This is a genomic window from Candidatus Zixiibacteriota bacterium (assembly GCA_034003725.1).
Lineage (GTDB): Bacteria > Zixibacteria > MSB-5A5 > GN15 > FEB-12 > WJMS01.
Map to the genome: position 1 here is coordinate 113,382 of JAVEYB010000006.1, position 17,821 is coordinate 131,202.

Genomic DNA, 17,821 nt, shown 5'->3' on the forward strand with positions numbered 1-17,821 from the left:
TCCTGACGATCCGGCACGGGTTCTGCCTATGACATGGACGTAACCAGTCAACGTTTTACCATGTATCACGGAAAAAGGAAACATCCTATGAGCACCCAGAACACGACGACGCCGACCACCCTCAACGGCATCAATGTCACACAGGTGGTCGCGACCATGAATGAAATCAAGGACAAGCCGATGCTGGCCCGGTTCACCTTCCGCTCCGACAACACCTGGCTGTCCGGCGGTCACAACCGGTCGTCCATCAAGGGCTTTTACGGCTACTGCAAAGAGGATACGTCGCGCGCCGACTCCTTCGAGATGGACAACGATGAGCCGCCGGTCCTGTTCGGGGAAAACCGCGGCGCCAACCCCGTCGAGTACATCCTGCACGGCCTCGCCGGCTGTTTGACGACCACGCTGGTGTGCTACGCGTCGGCCATGGGAGTCGAAATCGACGAAATCACGTCGCACTACGAAGGTGACATCGACATCCGTGGACTGCTCGGCCTGAGCGACGAAGTCCGTAATGGCTACGACAACATCCGCGTAACCTTCTCGATCAAGTCCGACGCACCGCGTGAAAAGATCGAGGAGTTGATCGGGCTCGCGCAGGCGCACTCGCCGGTCTTTGACCTGGTATCACACGGCACGACCGTTTCCGTGCGGTTGGCCGACCGATAGCGATTGCCCGCCCAACCGGTCACTATCCGGCCTGACTCATTTCTTCGGTTCTGTCGGATGCGCTCTTGCCCGCCGCCGCGGGCGAGTCGCATCCGACAGTTCCCGTTTGCCGCCCTTTCCCTTGAATCCGACCACAAAAACGGATATATTGGTCGTCGCGCATCGAGGCGCGGCAAGGATAAGGAACACGCGTGAAGGGAACTCCGGACAGCGACCGTTTTTTCAAGGTGATTCTCAGCTCGATCGCCGATGGAGTCTTCACTGTCGACAGCGACCGAAAAATCACCAGCTTCAACCCCGCTGCGGAGCGGATCACCGGTGTACCGGCCTCGCAGGCGATCGGGCGGCAGTGCTTCGACGTCTTCCATGCGGACTGCTGTGAAGAGGGCTGTCTTCTGGAGAATACCCTTCGCACCGGGCGGGAGGCTATCGATCAGCCGGTCAACATCACCAACGCTTCCGGCGAACGTATTCCCATCAGTATCTCCACCGCTGTCCTTCGCGACGACGACGGCAACGTGCTCGGCGCGGTTGAAACGTTCCGCGATCTTTCCACGATTGAACACCTCCGCAAGGAACTCGCCCGAAACTACACGTTCGAGGATATCATCTCGAAAAGCCCGCTGATCCATAAGCTGTTTGCGATACTGCCGGATGTCGCCGAAAGCGACTCGACCGTGCTGATCCAGGGCCCGTCGGGCTCCGGTAAGGAACTCTTTGCCCGCGCCATTCACAATCTCAGCGCCCGCAAGGACCACCACTATGTCGTCATCAACTGTGGCACCCTTCCGCCGCAGTTGTTTGAATCCGAGTTGTTCGGCTATGTCAAAGGAGCCTTCACCGACGCCAAAAAAGACAAAGCGGGCAAGCTGACCGCCGCCGACGGCGGCACGGTGTTTTTCGATGAGATCGGCGAGCTCCCCATGTCCACGCAGGTAAAACTGCTCCGCCTCCTGCAGCAGCGCGAGTACGAACCGCTCGGGTCGACCGAACCCATCCGTGCCGACATTCGCGTGGTCGCCGCCACCAACCGCGACCTCCGCTCCCTGGTCGCCTCGGGCAAGTTCCGCGACGATCTCTATTTCCGGCTCGCAGTCGTACGGTTTGATCTGCCCCCGCTCGTCAACCGGCGCGAAGATATCCCGTACCTCGTCGACCACTTCATCAAGAAAAACAACGCCCGGCGCGGCAAAAACATCGTCAGCGTCAGCCCCGATGTCATGAGTACCTTGTTGCGCCACGACTTTCTCGGCAACATTCGGGAACTCGAAAACGTCATCGAGTGCGCGTTTGTGGTATGTCGCGGCAGCATTATCCAGAGAGAGCATCTTCCCGCCGAATTGCAGGAACGGGTCGCGGTGTCGGCGGGCCCTGCCGTACCGGACGGTGATCCGGTACGCGACGCCGTGGACGAACAGAGCCGCATCACGCACGCGCTGACCGCCAGCGGAGGAAACCGGGCCGAGGCGGCTCGCATGCTCGGAATCGATCGCACCACGCTCTGGCGTAAAATGAAACGCTACGGCATCGATCCCAACCGCCTGCCCTTTAACGTATAGTGTCGTCATAAGCGCACCGGATGCAGACGCCGCGAGGAGTACATCAGCCCCGGCGCGACGCAACGTGGGACTCTGCATAATTGTATACTGATCGGAATTGTGTTCCGCCAACCAAATCCAACACCGAGAGACTGCAATGACGTGGGATCCGACCACCTACCTGGCTCACGCCACCCTGCGCGAGCGGCCGACAGCCGAACTCCTCGCCCGCATTCCGCTGGAGACGGCCGAACGAATCTACGACCTTGGCTGCGGCACCGGTAATTCGACCGCGCTTCTTAGGACCCGCTGGCCCGAGGCGCGGATCACCGGCGTTGACAGCAGCGAGACAATGCTCACGCGCGCACGCCAGAGCGGTCTCAATGCGGACTGGCAATTGGCTGACCTGAGTTCCTTCGTTCCACCCGACCGTCCCCGACTCGTCTTCTCGAATGCCGCGTATCATTGGATCGACGATCACCGGACGGTCTTCACGCGACTGGCCGACTGCCTGACCGAAGGCGGGGTTCTCGCGATACAGATGCCGGCGAATTTCGACGCTCCGTCTCACACCTTGCTGAGGGAGGTCGCATCCGACGGCCCGTGGGCCGAAGACGTGGCCGATATCAGGCCTGCAAACCCGATACACCCGGCCGCCGACTATTACGATATTCTCTCCGGCCATTGCAGGACTGTCGATATCTGGTACACGGAGTATCTGCAGGTAATGACCGGAGACAATCCGGTGCTCGGCTGGGTGAAAGGAACCGCTCTGGTTCCGTATCTGGATCGACTGCAGGCGGACGTCCGCGAGCGGTTCCTCGCCGCGTACGCGTCCCGGCTGCGCAGAGCATACCCGCCCGGGACAGACGGCACCACACTGTTCCCGTTCCGCCGGCTCTTTGTTGTTGCTCAGCGTCACTGAGGACAGTTCTCAGCCGGGAATCGGCAGCCGGCTCGTCCGCCGGGTTTCCTGTTGATCTGACGCTGGGGACGAGATACTGTCAATCGCAACTACACTCGTCGTTGCATGCAACATAATGGATTGTTGCAGTGCAACGCTCTATGTTGCAACACCTGCAACACCACCATCGCGATGTCGAAACGTAACACGCTAACTTACAGCGCATTACGAATACTTGTGAAATCTGGCACAAAGTTCGCATTGACACGATGTGGAGAAGGAAATGAATGTTGCAATCCCCAAGTTTGGTGAAACAGTAGCCCCCTGCTTCGAAGTCGCCCGGGTCTTCTTGGTCTGCCGCCTCGACAACCGCACACCTATCGACCGCCGACTGCTCGAATGTGGCGGCTGCGAAGGGTTTGGCCGGGTAAAGCTGCTCCGCGACAAAAAGATCGATGTGGTTATTTGCGGCGGCATAAAGGGGTTTTATCGCGATCTGCTGCAGGCGGCGGGCGTAGTCGTTATCGACAATGTGACCGGCGACGCCTCCGAAGCGCTCGACCAGTTTATCTGCGGACGCCTCAAGCCGCGCGAGATCGAATCCGAACCCGTCTCGTTCGATGCGCGCATACCGCTCGAGGACCTCATCTGCTGGACGCGGGAGCTTTTTACGGCGCACGGGTATTCGGTCACGACGGGCGCCGATACGGCCGCCTTTCCGATCGATCTCATTGCGGAGATTTCCTGCCCAACCTGCGGCAAGGCCATCCGTGTCGCCATTTGCTGCGGTGCGCACACGTATCGCCCGGATCAGGAGATCCAGCAGCTGCATCTGGCCGCCGCACGCGACTTCAATGCGCACGTTTACGTGGCCTCGTCATCGCCGCAGGTAAGACGCCTGTGCGACGAGTACGGAATTGAACTGATCGATCCCGACGCACACTTCGCCGCCTGCGACCACCCGGTCACCAACGCAATTCCCATCCTGCAGATGAAGATCGCGGGCCACGAAGCGGCCTCGCCGGACAACAGATGATAAAAAAAACGATGATGATACCGTGACGGAGACACCATGAAGACTACGCCGGTTAATGACGAGCAGCGGGCAAAGGCATTTGCGCCGACCAAAAAGCCGGATGTCGTCCAACGCCAGAAACTGGCTGTTCGATACCACGTCGAAGATTTCAATGTCGACGATCGTCCGCGACGTTTCCTCGAAGCGTTTGCGGCGATCCTTCGTCATTCAAACTACCAGTTCGCGCTGGACCATTTCATTCGCATGAGCGCCAAGTGCTCGCGCTGCGCAACCCAGTGCCAGGTGTACCTTGCCACCGGGGACACCGATGACATCCCGTGCAAGCGGTCCGAACTGCTGCTGTCGGTGTATCGACGGCACTTCACGCTGGCCGGCTCGCTGCGCGGCCGCCTCTTGGGGACCGGGCATCTCACCGACGAAAAAATCCAGGAAATGGCGGAATCCTTCTGGAATTGCACGGCCTGCCGCCGTTGCAGCATGGAGTGCCCGGCCGGCATCGATCACGCCCTCATCACGCACCTCGGTCGGTATATTCTCAGCGAGATCGGTATCGCACCCCGCGCGCTGGTCGTTTCCACCCGCGAGCAACTGGAAGGCAAGACCGGCAACACGTCGGCCGTACCGGTCCCGGCGCTTCTGGATACACTGGAGTTCCTCGAAGAGGACATGAAGGAAGAATTGCATGTCGACATCAAATTCCCCGTCGACATCAAAAACGCGGAATACGTGTTCTTCCCGGCCGTGAGCGATTTCCTCATGGAAGCGGAAACGCTCATGGGCATCGCCGCCGTATTCACCGCCACCGGCGACTCCTGGACCACCGGCACGGGCTATTTCGACGGCATCAACTACGGGCTGTTTTACAGCGACCGCATCCTCGAGCGGGTAGTCACGAAGATCGACGTGGAAACACGACGGCTGAACGGCAAGAAGGTGCTGATCGGCGAGTGCGGACACGCCTCGCGGTCGGCCAAGTACTTTCTCCCCGCGCATTGCGGCGGCAAGGACGCGCTCCCCGTCATCAACATCATGGAATACACCTATGGCGCGTGGAAAGCCGGCAAGCTCAAGTTGCGACCAAACGCGATCACGGACCGCGTCACCTATCACGACCCGTGTAACATCTCGCGACAGAAATGGATTCTGGAGCAGCCCCGCGAGCTGCTAAAAGCAATCTGCGCGGACTATGTCGAGATGACCCCCAACCGCGAGGACAACATTTGCTGCGGGGGCGGGGGCGGAACGGTGTCGATCGACGAGATTCGGCCCTATCGCACCGCAGTCGGCGGCCTGGCCAAGGCCAACCAGATCCGCGCCACGGGCGCCAGGTATATAGTCGCCCCCTGCGCCAACTGCAAAAAGCAGCTGCGTGAACTGGTCGAAGACCAGGGCATCGATGCCGAAGTCGTGGGTCTGCACGACCTGCTGTACAAGGCGATCATCTTCGATCCCGCGATGATCGTTGAACCGGAAACGGAAGAAGACGCTGTCGAAGAAGTGAAGCCTGATGCCACCGGCAGCGCTGACAAGTAGAAAGGATCCGCACCGTGGATGCATTTTTGGAATTCGCAACCGGGCCATTGTTCCGCCTGACATTTGCGATCATGATTCTCGGGCTGGTTCGCATTCTCGTCCTTGATTTGATCGGCATGTTCGAAGCCTATCGACGTGCCGGCGACAAGACGATCCCCTGGAAGCTCACCCTGAGCCGCACACTCGAATGGGTCTTCCCGGTTAAACGCGTAATCAGTCACCGCCCTGTCTACAGCGTCATCGCGATCCTGTTCCATATCGGCTTGCTGGTTACACCCATATTTTTATTCGCCCACGTGCAATTGTGGCGTGACGGGCTCGGGTTCGGCTGGTGGACGCTGTCACCGGGGCTGGCGGACACCTTGACGCTCGCGACCATCGCACTCGGCGTGCTTCTCTTTCTGGGCCGGGTCGGGTCGCGCGACGCCCGGTCCCTCAGCCGAAAACAGGATTATCTGTGGCCCCTCGTGCTCATCGTGCCGTTTATCACCGGGTATGTATGCGCCAATCTCGGCGTCAGCCCGGCGCTGTACCGGCTCTCGATGCTGGTCCACGTGTTGTCGGGTGAACTGATATTCGTGTTGATCCCGTTCACGAAGATCGCCCACTGCGTGCTGATGCCGCTGTCGCAGCTTGTCTCCACGCTCGCATGGAAATTCCCGGCACGCGTCGACGAAGACGTCTGCACCACCCTCAACAAGGAAGGAGCCCCGGTATGAGTGTCGCCATTCTGACTGACGTCACCCGCTGTATCGGCTGTCTCGAGTGCGTGGCTGCCTGCAAGAAGCAGAACGGACTGGGGCTCGACGTGCCGCGTAGCTGGCAGAACAACGACGGGTTGTCGGCCCAGAACTGGACCTCCATCCTGCAGAAGCCGGGCCCGCACTACATCCGCAAGCAGTGCCGTCACTGCCTGAAGCCCGCCTGCGCCAGCGCGTGCCCGGTCGGTGCCCTGCACACGACCCCCGAGGGCGCTGTCGTCTACGATAACGACAAATGCCTGGGGTGTCGCTATTGCATGATGGCCTGCCCGTTCGGGATCCCGCGGTACGACTGGGACCAGCAGGTCCCCTACGTCCGCAAGTGTGTATTGTGCTACGATAACCTGAAAAAAGGCGAGCCGCCTGCCTGCACGAAAGCCTGTCCGAAAGAGGCTACGATATTCGGCTCCCGCACGGACCTGGTCAAAGAGGCGCGCCGCCGAATTGCCGAAAACCCCGGAAAGTATATCGATCACATCTGGGGCGAGCATGAGGTCGGAGGCACGTCGGTGCTCTACATATCCGACATCAATCTCGATTTCCTCAGCTACCAGTCGGAGTTGACGACGCCACTGCCCAAGACGACCAGTCTCGCGATGAAAGCCGTCCCGTTCGCGTTTGTCGGCATGGGCGGCGTCATGCTGGGATTGAACTGGATCATCAAGCGTCGCCAGCAGCTCAAAGGCGACAGCACTGCAGAGGAGGGACATCGATGAACCGCGTTCATGTCGTGAAAGCCATCCTCTGGGCGCTGGTCGGCCTGTCGCTCGCCGTGGCCATCAACCGCTTTGCGTTTGGACTCGGCGCCACGACTAATCTCACCGACGCTACCCCGTGGGGTCTGTGGATCGGATTCGACGTCATGGCCGGCGTGGCCCTGGCGGCCGGCGGCTTCGTGATCACCGCCATCTTCTATGTGATGCGGCGTAAGGAGTTTCATCCGATGGTCCGGCCGGCGGTCCTGACCGCGTTTCTGGGCTATGTCGCGGTCGTCTTCTCTCTCATGGTCGACCTCGGTCTGCCCTGGAACATCTGGCATATGATCATCTTCTGGAACCCCCATTCACCGCTGTTCGAAGTCGGCTGGTGCGTGATGCTCTACACATCCGTGCTCCTTCTCGAGTTCAGCCCCGTGCCGCTGGAGTCATCGAGCCGCTATGCGAAGATCCGCGACTTCCTCATGAAATTCCGGTTTCCGCTCGTGCTCCTGGGCATCATGCTGTCCACGCTTCACCAGTCGTCGCTCGGGTCGCTGTTTCTGATCATGCCGTTCAAGCTGCACCCGCTGTGGTACACGCCCCTGCTGCCGATTCTCTTCTTCATCTCCGCAGTCGGTCTCGGCTTGATGATGGTGTCGTTGGAGAATCTGGTCTCCTCATGGATATACAAACGCCCGCCTGAAACGCATCTGGTCGCCAAACTCGGCAAAGCGGCCGTGTGGGTGTTGAGTATCTTCCTGATCGTGCGGTTCGTCGATCTGGCGATCACCGGCAAACTCGCATTGATGGTCGAAGGAACCTGGGAAGGCTTCCTATTCATCGCCGAGATCCTGATTATGGCGGTGATCCCGATATTGTTGTTCGCGGTCCCGAAAACGCGCAATTCGCTCGCCGGACAATGGACCGGCTCCTTCCTCGTGGTGTTCGGTGCGATTTTCAACCGCGTCAACGTCGGCGGCCTGACCATGCTCTCGACCTCCGGCGACAGCTACTTCCCCTCCTGGATGGAGCTCTCTATCAGCCTCGGCATCGTTTCCTTTATGGTTCTGGTGTTCCTGTTTGCCATCGAGAAGTTCAATATCTGGGAAAACCGACCGACGGAAGAGGAGTCGGATCCACACGCGTCGCCGCACTTCAGCCGGGCCGGTGAAGTATGGCTCGGCGCACCGGCTGTCGCGGGACGGACCCGGTATTCCTTTGCCTTTGTGGTCGCGCTTGCAATTGGCTTCGCGCTCATCCCGGGCAAGAAGATCAGGAGCGGCGGGGTCGCCGATGTTCCGACCGTGGCCGCGCGTGGCGGCGATACGCTCTTTGTCGACGGCAATCGCGACGGGTACGGCGTCGCGTTCAAGCACCAGTTCCATGAGGACACGCTCGGCCGGGAACAGTCATGTGTGCTCTGCCATCACATGAATATGCCGCAGGACAAAAACAGCGGCTGCTTCCACTGCCACCGCCAGATGTATGTCGCGGCGGACGCGTTCCGCCACGAATGGCACGGCTCACCGTCGGGCGCCAATGTCGCCTGCAGCGAGTGTCACGCCGACAACATGAATCGCACCGCAACATCCGCAAAGACATGTGAGTCCTGTCACACCGACCTGGTCGTGCCCGGCGCAACCGTAACCGTCGAGCAGTACCTCGCACCGGCCTATACCGATGCCATGCACGCGATGTGTATCGGCTGCCACCGCGAAGTCGCTGCCGAAAAACCCGAGAAAGAGGCGATCGTGCTCTGTGCGAACTGCCACTCGAGCGCCGGACCGGAGTATCTGCGGGCCGACGTTCTCGAGCGCCTCAAACGGACCGAATTCAACCATGTCGTCCTGCCCGGGCTCAGCCTGGAGCAGGTGGAGTAGTCATGCCGAAAAAGCGTGCCGACATATCCGAGGTCCTGTGGCTGCAACGGGAAGTGCTCGAGCAGTTGCCGTTCAACGTGGCGGTCATCGACCGCGACTTGGACGTGGTTGATGCCAACCGCAGTTTCACCGAGCGGTTCGGCGAGTGGCGCGGAAAGAAGTGCTACGAGGTTTACAAAAAATCCGGCTGCCCGTGTGACCGATGCAACGCGCTCAAGACTTTTGAAGACGGTCAGTCACGCGTGACCGACGAAACCGGACTCGACCAGGACGGGCGCATGACCCACTACGTCGTGCATTCGGCGCCGCTGCGACGCACGCCGGACGGCCCCGTCGAGTACATCCTCGAGATGTCCTCCGATGTCACCGAGACCAGTAAGTGGCAACGGGAATACCAGATCCTGTTCGACCGCGTGCCGTGCTATGTTACGGTGATCGACCAGAACTATCGCATCACGCGGGCCAACGAGGCGTTCCGGGAACGATTCGGCGACGCTGTCGGCGAGTACTGTTACAAGATCTACAAACGGCGTGACCGCACGTGTCCGAACTGCCCCGCCGAGAAGACCTTTGAAGACGGTCAGGCGCACCGGTCGAATCAGGTCGGCACGAGCAAAAAGGGGGAGAAGACGCACTACCATGTAATGACTTCGCCTCTGCAGCGCGGCGACGGCAGGGTTGCGCACGTGATCGAAATCTCAAGCGATGTTACCGATTTGAAGAAGCTGCAGGATGAAATGATCGAGGCCGAGCGCCTCGCCGCTGTCGGGCAGACCGTGGCCGGTCTGGCTCACAGCGTAAAAAACATCCTTATGGGTCTCGAAGGCGGCAAGTATATTGTCAGTCTGGGACTGAAAAAAGAAGACAAACAACTGATCGAGCAAGGCTGGGAGATGCTCGAACGTAACTTCGACAAAACGACCACCCTGGTGAAGGATTTCCTCGAATTCGCCAAGGGGCGCGTGCCGCACGCGGTCCCGACCGACCCCAACCAACTGGTCAATGAGATAATCGGCCTGTATCGCGACGTTGCGGCTCAGTCCGGAGTCGACCTTCGCGCGGACCTCGACCCGAAAATCAAGCCGGCTCCTCTCGATCCGGACGGCATGCATACCTGCCTGACCAATCTGGTGTCCAACGCTCTTGATGCATGCGCGATGAGCGAGAAGGAAAACGCCTGGGTTGAAGTCCGCACGCGCAACGAGGGCGGCGCGCTTGTCTTCGAGGTCGCCGACAACGGCACCGGCATCGACTACGAAATCAAGAAAAAGATCTTCACCACGTTCTTCACCACCAAGGGTGGACAGGGTACCGGACTCGGATTGCTGACCACCCGAAAGATCGTGCAGGAACACGGCGGCAAGATCGTCGTCAAGTCCCGACCCGGTGAAGGGGCGCGCTTCCGGATCGAACTGCCTCGGGAACGGCTCGCCGGACTCGCGAAGCAACAGTCTAACGACGATATCGAGTAACCGACATAGATGGGAACGGCAGTATGACCAAACCGATGAACAAAACCGTACTGGTGGTCGACGACGAGGACGATGTCCGCCTGTTTCTGACGACCGCGCTGATCGAGGCCGGATTCGAGGTGGCGCAGGCGCGCGACGGTCTCGAGGCGCTTGAAATCGTGAAGAAACAACCGCCGGACCTGATCTCGCTCGACCTGGTGATGCCCAAGCACTCCGGTGTCAGGTTCTACCACGAACTATCCAAAAACAAGAAATGGGCCTCGATCCCGATTATCATTGTCACCGGCCACGCCCGCGATGATCTCGGCAAGGCCGACCTCAGGGAACTCACCATGTCCGGACCGGGAATCTACCTCGAGAAGCCGGTCAAGCCGACCAACTATATCGCCGCGATCAAAAAGCTGCTCTGCGTCGAAGTGACGCCCGAGGAAGATGAAGCCGCGGAGACAGTGGCTATTCAGAACGAGTTGAAAAACCTTGTCGACGGGGCCGACCCGGCGACTCTGAAAAAAATAAAGGAACTGCTGAAAGGCCGCAGCAACGACTGACTACATGTCGCATACGCCACAATGACCGACCCGGTCGCAGAAAGAAGGCGCCGCATGGCAAAAAAAATACTGATCGTCGACGACGAACCCGATGTCCGCACGTTTCTGGAGACGCTGCTCCGCGAAGAGGGGTACGAAACCAAGACTGCGGTCGACGGCAACGAAGCCGAGAAGATCGTGGCCTCGTTCAAGCCCGACCTGATCACGCTTGACATCATCATGCCGAAAGAAACCGGCGTGAAGTTCTATCGCTTTCTGACGAAAGACAAGGCGCTCTCCGGCGTACCGGTAATCATACTGAGTGGCGTGACGCGGTTCAAGGATCTGTTCGGGCGCGACCATGCCGCCATGCCAAAACCGTTTGCGTTCGTCGAAAAGCCGATCGAGAAAGACGAACTGCTACAAAAAATCGCTGACGCAATCGCCGGCAAGCCGGCCGCCAAAGCATAAAACCGCATTGGCTGTGGTGTCAGACGACCCCGCCTGACGCCATACATGTATCTTGTGTTGTCGGGCGACTCGCCCGACACCATCTATCGGATGGATACCCGTTTTCACGGGTATGGCAGCCGTCTACGGCGGGTCCTTCTTCAAGCCCGCCTTCGTCCAAACCACAGCCCACCGCAGCGACGGACCGACAACTTCCGTGGTGCCAGGCGAGATCGACTAACACCACGTGTGAACCTACTTCTTCACGAACTCCATCAGGGACACGACCGCGCCGGTTGGATCTTTGAGAATGCAGAAGCGTCCGAGGTTCGGAATGTCCTGCGGGCCGTGAAACACCTCGCCGCCCAGCTCTCCTACTCTCTTCGCACAGGCATCGATATCGTCCACGGCGATATAGGCCATCCAGTGCGACGGGACCTCTTTCGGGACATTGGGCGGCATTGCCATTAAGCCCCCGGCCTGCGTGTCACCGGCCTTCAGAATCGTGTACTTCATGCCGGGCATGCCGGAGTCTTCGGCTTTCCAGCCAAGCAGCTCGGTGTAAAACTCGGTCGCCCTGGCGGCATCCCAGGTCATCAGTTCGTTCCAGCAAAATACCCCGTGTTTAGGCATACCGTTTGACATGTGACGTCTCCTCTGATTTTGTGATACGCGAGATTGGAGTAACCTCCCGCAGGAGTATACGGTATGATCGTCGGAAACGGTATCACATTTGTGAGCCGGCGCGCGGGATGAAGTGCTCTCAGCCCCATAGGGCGGATCCCTCTTCGAGTCCGCCTTTGCTCCACCCCCCGCTTGCTACCAGGCGCACTGGGGCGTCGTGCGCGTGGGCATGTGCCACGTACGCAGGTCACCCTTCGACAGGCTCAAGGTGACCGACTATTCGTGTCTCAGCGCATCGATGGGGTCGAGCAGAGCTGCTTTGCGCGCGGGGTAAAACCCGAAGAATATTCCAACGGCCGCCGAAAACAAAAACGATAACGCGACAATCTCCGGCGTGACAATGGCGTCAAGCTCGGTCCAGCGGTTGAGGCCGCCGACAATTGCTATCGACAAGGCTATTCCCACCAGCCCGCCGCTCACGCTGAGCACCACCGCTTCCGTCAGAAACTGCACGAGTATATCGCTCTCACGCGCCCCGACCGACAGCCGGATTCCGATCTCGCGCGTGCGTTCGGTCACGGATACGAGCATGATATTCATGATGCCGATGCCGCCCACCAGCAGGCTTACCGCTGCGATCGATCCGAGCAGCAGCGTCATGGTCTTCGTGGTTTCGTTCACCATCTCCATGATCTCCGCCTGGCTGCGAATCGTGAAGTCATCCTCCTGACCGTCCTGCAGCCCGTGCGCCGCGCGCATGAGCGCGCGAAGTTCTTCGATAGCCGCACTCACCTGCTCGGTCGATATCGCGCCGGCATTGATCATGTCGATCCACTGCCGGCCTTTCAGCCGGTACAATACGCTGGTCGATGGAGCAAGGATGGTGTCGTCCTGGTCCTGCCCCATGGCGTTTTGGCCTTTGCTCTTGAGGACGCCGACAACCGTGAACGGGATGTTGCGGATTCGGATAGTCTGGCCGACGGCGTCGGTCTCGCCGAAAAGCTCCCTGGCGACCGTGCTGCCGATCACCGCCACTTTGCGACGCGCGGTCACATCCTTGTCATCGAACGGCTCGCCATAATCGATCTCCCAGTTTCGAATGGCGAGATAGTCAGGATCGACACCGTAGATCGTGGTATACCAGTTGTTGCCGCCGCCTACTACCTGGTCGGCCGTTCGCACGACAGGCGACACCCGCGCGACCTGCTCGCAGTTCTTCCGGATGTGGTCGACATCGTCAAACGTGAAGCGCTCGGATGTGCCGGCGCCCATGCGAGCGCCGCCGGTGGTCATCGTGCCGGGAATGATCATAATGAGGTTGGTCCCCAGCGAGTCGATACTGGCCGTGATGCGCGACGAGGAACCCTCGCCGATGGCCACCATGATGATCACGGCGCTCACGCCGATAATGATGCCGAGCGACGTGAGCAGGCTTCGCATCCGGTTCTTCCCGATACTTCGAATCGCCGCTTTGACCAGCCTGTAAAGGTAGCCCATGATCTTCTACCTCGCCTCCGCCTGCAGTGCGGCCAGGTCCGCGCGCGCGTCGCGGCGCCCGTTCACCGGCTCATCACGGACGATCAGGCCGTCGCGGAGCGCGACCATCCGCCTCGTGTACTGCGCGATATCCCGTTCGTGCGTCACGAGTATGACCGTGACGCCGGCTTCATTGAGATCCTGAAACAGCGCTACGATTTCCACCGACGTCGCACTGTCGAGGTTGCCGGTGGGTTCGTCCGCGAGCAGTATCGACGGCTTGTTCACGAGGGCGCGGGCGATCGCGACCCGCTGTTGCTGTCCGCCGGAGAGCTGGTTGGGAGTGTGATCGAGACGGTCGCCCAGTCCGACACGCGCAAGCGCCTCGGCTGCCGCGGTTCGATTGTGCTTGATTCCGTTGTGACGATTGTAGAACAGCGGCAACTCGACATTCTCCAGGGCCGACGTGCGCGACAGCAGGTTGAAGCCCTGGAATACAAACCCTATTTTGCGGTTTCGCACGTCGGCGCGCTGTGTCCGGCTGAGTCGGTCCACCCGTTCGCCGTCGAGAATGTACTGCCCCGACGTTGGTGTGTCCAGACAGCCCAAAAGGTTCATCAGCGTGGATTTGCCGGAGCCGGAAGCTCCCATAATCGCAACAAACTCGCCGGGCTGGATGACCAAATCGATTCCGCGCAGCGCCCGAACTGCGATATCGCCGATCTGGAACGTGCGGATCAAGGCATGTGTCTCTATCACTGGCGCCATGGACAACGATCTCCGTTCGATACCGCTAAAACGGCCGCATCCCCGGACCCATGGGCGGACGCTGCATGGATCTGCTCTGCTGCGCAGTCGATATCTCGCTCTGCGTGCCACTGATTATCTGCATGCCTTCGGTAAGGATGCGCGATGCCACCACCTCGGTGTTGGAGCCGTCGGACAGTCCCGTTCGAAGCGGAGCCGCCGCAAGACGGCCCAGCGAATCAAGATACCAGACCGTTCCCGCTTCGGCGGGGCGCTGTCGAATCGGTCTCCCCGCCTCGCCCGGACGCCGCGCGGAGACATCGACGGCCGACGAATCAACCTTCCCCGCTCGCTCCTGGTCCCGTCGAGCTCGGTAAGTCTCGAGTTCTTCCGCCGGTGGTTGGAAGCGCAGGGCCTTTGCGGGGATAATCAGCACATCTGCGCGAGCGGACGTGATGAACTCCGCAGTTGCGGTCATGCCCGGCAACAGCAGCCCGCGATCGTTATCAGCCTCGACAACGACCGTATACGTCACCACGTTGGAGACCGTTTTGGGCTGGAGTCGGATCTGGGTGACGGTTCCGGAGAATTCTTCGTTGAGATACGCGGCGACTTCGAAACGCACGCGCTGTCCGAGCTTGATATCACCGATATCGCTTTCGTCGACATCCACGAGGATTTCCATGCGATCGAGATTCCGGGCAATGACAAACAGCGTCGGCGTGGACAGACTGGCGGCAACCGTCTGCCCGGATTCGATGTTACGTCCGATCACGATACCGTCGATCGGCGAGCGGATAACGGCGTACTCGAGATTGCGGCGGTTGCGGTCAAGCGCCGCCTGTGCCGATTTTACGGCGGCGTTCTGCGTTTTCAGATTGATCGCAAACGGCAGCCAGGTTGATTCCGAAATCAGCTTCTGTTCGAACAACGCTTTGTTGCGCGTGTAGTCAGCCCGGGCCTGATCGAGCTGCGCCTCCGCGCGCTCCAGGCTTGCTTCCGCATCCAGCACCGACGCTTTGAGCAGCGACGTGTCCAGCACGGCGAGTATCTGATCGGCCGTCACCGGGTCGTTGAAATCGACAAATACCGTATCGATGGTACCGGAGATTTGCGTGCCGACTTCCACCGTCGTCACCGGAGATAAGGTTCCCGTCGCGGAGACAGTGATCTCGATAGTGCCGCGAGTGACACTCGCAAACTGGTATTGCACAGCTGCCGCACCGGGAAAGCCATGGAGCAGGAAGTAGGCGCCGACAATCACGATCGCGATCGCCAAACCGTACACCAGAACTCGTTTCGACATGCGTCCTTTCCATCCGGCCACCGGCCGGAGATGATTTCGCCAATGATCTCATGAAAGGACAACTAAGGGCGGGAAATAGATTAATGAAGGCTGCTAATGATACGTGCGAAGAACTGGGCGCACCATCATACGAGCGGGAGGGAACGAGCTGCCCGACCATGTTATGTCGTTGCACAACATGCCGTTTAGCCGCCTCTGCGGGATGGGACTGCGGGTAAGTGCATGGGCCAAAACGTAGCAATATACATATGTGCTGGTTTTTTAGCATTTTGTGCTTGACGTGATGTCCATTTTATGCTAATTTTTTAGCAGAAATTGATGAACGCGGTTTCCCTGAGGCTCGTCTTATGGTCATGAAGGAAGGTGCTCTCAATCAACTGAGCCGTCGCGAACGACAGATCATGGATGCGTTGTTCCGCGATGGTGAGTCTACGGTGGCGGCGGTGCGGGCATCGATCCCCGATCCCCCCAGTTATTCCGCCGTGCGGGCTCTGTTGGCCGTCCTGGTCGACAAGAAAATGGTGACATACCGGAAGGAGGGACGCGCCTACATTTACCGGCCGACCGTCAATCCCGATGCGGCTCGTGAGTCGGCGCTAAAGCATGTCGTACAGACGTTTTTTGACGGGTCAGTCGCAGGCGCGGTGTCATCACTGGTGGATCTGTCAGGAAACCGGCTGAGTGACGAAGACCTGGATCGGCTCGAGCGGTTGGTGAAGGAATCGCGAAGCAGGAGGAAGCGCCCATGAACGCCCTGTCTGGTGATCCGCAGATCGCGCACCAGTTGTTCATCGCGTTGTCGGTGTATGCGCTCAAGGCGAGTATCATGACGGCTCTGGCGCTGGTGACTGTTGTCCTGATGTCGAAATCGAGCGCACTCGCGCGCTCCCTTGTTCTGAAGCTGGCAATCGGCGCCGTCATGGTCATGCCGCTCGCCGCCCTGATCGTGCCGGGATGGTACGTGGCTCTTCCGGATTCTCTGGCGTCTGTGTGGCCCGGTGGATATGCGGGGCAGGTGGGATCCGGTCTGGAGACCGCTGTCGATGGCGAGACGACAGGCGCGTGGAGCGGCTGGCCGGTTTGCGGTCTTCTCGTGTGGCTGTCGGGGGCAGCATACCTCGCGGTCCGGATGGCTGCCGGCCGAATCGTGGTTCTGCGCTTGCGTCGGCGCGCGCTGCCTTTCGCCGATACCGAGAGCCGGGCGCTCGCGGTAGCGGCCGCCGGGATTCCATCACAGGTAATCGTCTTGATCGGCCCGGCGGTTGTGCCGTTTGTATCGGGATTGACCCGGCCATTCATCATGCTGCCTGAAAACTCGCGTCAGTGGACAACGGAAAAACTCAGAATCGTACTGCAACACGAATACGCTCACATCCGGCAGGGCGACAGCGTCTGGATGATTCTTGCCGGGCTGTTTCGCGCCTTGCACTGGTTCAATCCGCTTGCTCATATCACGTACGGTCGACTGGTGAGCGAAACCGAAAAATCATGCGACGATGCCGTCCTGGCGCTCGGCACAAGCCCGGATTCGTACGCGTCGTACCTCATTGAATTCATGCGCACTATCAGAGTTGCAGGCCGTGCGATTACGGCCGGCGTACCGATGGCACGCACATCATATATGGAGGGAAGACTGATGTCTATTCTCAGAGAGCAACGCCGGTCGACGAAACTCCGCAACATCGCCGTCACGCTGACTGTGTTGATTTTCGCACTATTGCTGCTGCCCTTGTCCGGCTGGCAGGTGCTGGCCGGCGAGAAAACCGAGGCGCCGGCGAAGAAACCCGCCGCGCAGCCGGTGAACGAGAAGTTACCGGCTCCCGATGAATTCGTCGAGGTGACGACCATGCCGGAAATGACCTCTGCGATCACACCTGTCTATCCTGCAGAAGCGAAGAATCAGGGGATCGAGGGCAAAGTCTGGGTGATGATCCTGGTTGACAGTACCGGAGCAGTCCGCGAGACACGGGTAAAAAAGAGTTCGGGAAACAACGCCCTCGATGACGCCGCGCTCGCTGCGGCCAAAACCGCGACCTTCATACCGGCCACGGCCGACGGTAAGCCGGTGGGCGTCTGGGTAGCGTTCAGTATTGAGTTTGTACTGGGTGATGCGGAAAAGAAATAAAACCGAATGTTACCATTCGATTTGCCGGGCCGCCGAGTTAACTCCGCGGCCCGTTTTTTTGTCCGGCCAGCCGGTGAA

Annotated in this window: 17 protein-coding genes; 13 read left to right on the forward strand and 4 right to left on the reverse strand. The window is 59.6% G+C overall.

From position 1 onward, the window contains the following. The first annotated feature begins 87 nt into the window (after positions 1-87). From RBT76_08790 to RBT76_08840, 11 genes are all read left to right on the forward strand, one after another. On the forward strand, positions 88-666 hold the full coding sequence (locus tag RBT76_08790; protein ID MDX9857872.1) for an OsmC family protein: 579 nt from the start codon (positions 88-90) through the stop codon (positions 664-666). Between the two features lie 191 nt (positions 667-857). Then, positions 858-2,225 (forward strand): sigma 54-interacting transcriptional regulator, encoded by a 1,368-nt coding sequence (locus RBT76_08795; protein MDX9857873.1) that lies wholly within the window; start codon positions 858-860, stop codon positions 2,223-2,225. A 136-nt stretch (positions 2,226-2,361) separates the two neighbouring features. Further along, positions 2,362-3,129, forward strand: coding sequence for a methyltransferase domain-containing protein (locus tag RBT76_08800; protein MDX9857874.1), 768 nt, complete (start codon positions 2,362-2,364; stop codon positions 3,127-3,129). A gap of 262 nt (positions 3,130-3,391) precedes the next feature. After that, positions 3,392-4,144, forward strand: a complete 753-nt coding sequence (locus tag RBT76_08805) for a NifB/NifX family molybdenum-iron cluster-binding protein (GenBank protein MDX9857875.1) — start codon at positions 3,392-3,394, stop codon at positions 4,142-4,144. Between the two features lie 36 nt (positions 4,145-4,180). Continuing rightward, positions 4,181-5,677, forward strand: coding sequence for a (Fe-S)-binding protein (locus tag RBT76_08810; protein MDX9857876.1), 1,497 nt, complete (start codon positions 4,181-4,183; stop codon positions 5,675-5,677). Positions 5,678-5,691: 14 nt separating this feature from the next. Then, positions 5,692-6,396: a hypothetical protein gene (locus RBT76_08815; GenBank protein ID MDX9857877.1), complete on the forward strand. Its 705-nt coding sequence runs from the start codon at positions 5,692-5,694 to the stop codon at positions 6,394-6,396. Next, positions 6,393-7,154 carry a 4Fe-4S dicluster domain-containing protein gene (locus RBT76_08820; GenBank protein ID MDX9857878.1) on the forward strand — a complete coding sequence of 254 codons (762 nt, stop codon included), beginning with the start codon at positions 6,393-6,395 and terminating at the stop codon, positions 7,152-7,154. The genes RBT76_08815 and RBT76_08820 overlap by 4 nt, the downstream gene beginning before the upstream one ends. Further along, on the forward strand, positions 7,151-9,016 hold the full coding sequence (gene hybB, locus RBT76_08825) for a Ni/Fe-hydrogenase cytochrome b subunit (protein ID MDX9857879.1): 1,866 nt from the start codon (positions 7,151-7,153) through the stop codon (positions 9,014-9,016). The genes RBT76_08820 and hybB overlap by 4 nt, the downstream gene beginning before the upstream one ends. Positions 9,017-9,018: 2 nt before the next feature. Continuing rightward, on the forward strand, positions 9,019-10,488 hold the full coding sequence (locus RBT76_08830) for a PAS domain-containing protein (protein ID MDX9857880.1): 1,470 nt from the start codon (positions 9,019-9,021) through the stop codon (positions 10,486-10,488). Between the two features lie 23 nt (positions 10,489-10,511). After that, positions 10,512-11,036, forward strand: a complete 525-nt coding sequence (locus RBT76_08835; protein ID MDX9857881.1) for a response regulator — start codon at positions 10,512-10,514, stop codon at positions 11,034-11,036. 54 nt (positions 11,037-11,090) lie between these two features. Continuing rightward, on the forward strand, positions 11,091-11,486 hold the full coding sequence (locus tag RBT76_08840; protein MDX9857882.1) for a response regulator: 396 nt from the start codon (positions 11,091-11,093) through the stop codon (positions 11,484-11,486). Between the two features lie 234 nt (positions 11,487-11,720). Here the strand turns inward: RBT76_08840 and RBT76_08845 are convergent, their stop codons facing one another. From RBT76_08845 to RBT76_08860, 4 genes are all read right to left on the reverse strand, one after another. Then, on the reverse strand, positions 11,721-12,110 hold the full coding sequence (locus RBT76_08845; protein ID MDX9857883.1) for a VOC family protein: 390 nt from the start codon (positions 12,108-12,110) through the stop codon (positions 11,721-11,723). 255 nt (positions 12,111-12,365) lie between these two features. Next, positions 12,366-13,586, reverse strand: a complete 1,221-nt coding sequence (locus RBT76_08850) for an ABC transporter permease (protein ID MDX9857884.1) — start codon at positions 13,584-13,586, stop codon at positions 12,366-12,368. Positions 13,587-13,592: 6 nt separating this feature from the next. After that, positions 13,593-14,333 (reverse strand): ABC transporter ATP-binding protein, encoded by a 741-nt coding sequence (locus RBT76_08855; GenBank protein MDX9857885.1) that lies wholly within the window; start codon positions 14,331-14,333, stop codon positions 13,593-13,595. Positions 14,334-14,358: 25 nt separating this feature from the next. Continuing rightward, complete coding sequence (locus tag RBT76_08860) at positions 14,359-15,618, reverse strand: efflux RND transporter periplasmic adaptor subunit (GenBank protein MDX9857886.1); 1,260 nt, start codon at positions 15,616-15,618, stop codon at positions 14,359-14,361. A gap of 353 nt (positions 15,619-15,971) precedes the next feature. On the opposite strand from RBT76_08860, the gene RBT76_08865 reads away from it, so the two are divergent. Continuing rightward, positions 15,972-16,367, forward strand: coding sequence for a BlaI/MecI/CopY family transcriptional regulator (locus RBT76_08865; GenBank protein ID MDX9857887.1), 396 nt, complete (start codon positions 15,972-15,974; stop codon positions 16,365-16,367). Beyond that, positions 16,364-17,743, forward strand: a complete 1,380-nt coding sequence (locus RBT76_08870; protein ID MDX9857888.1) for a TonB family protein — start codon at positions 16,364-16,366, stop codon at positions 17,741-17,743. Before RBT76_08865 ends, RBT76_08870 begins: the two co-directional genes overlap by 4 nt. Positions 17,744-17,821 lie beyond the last annotated feature (78 nt).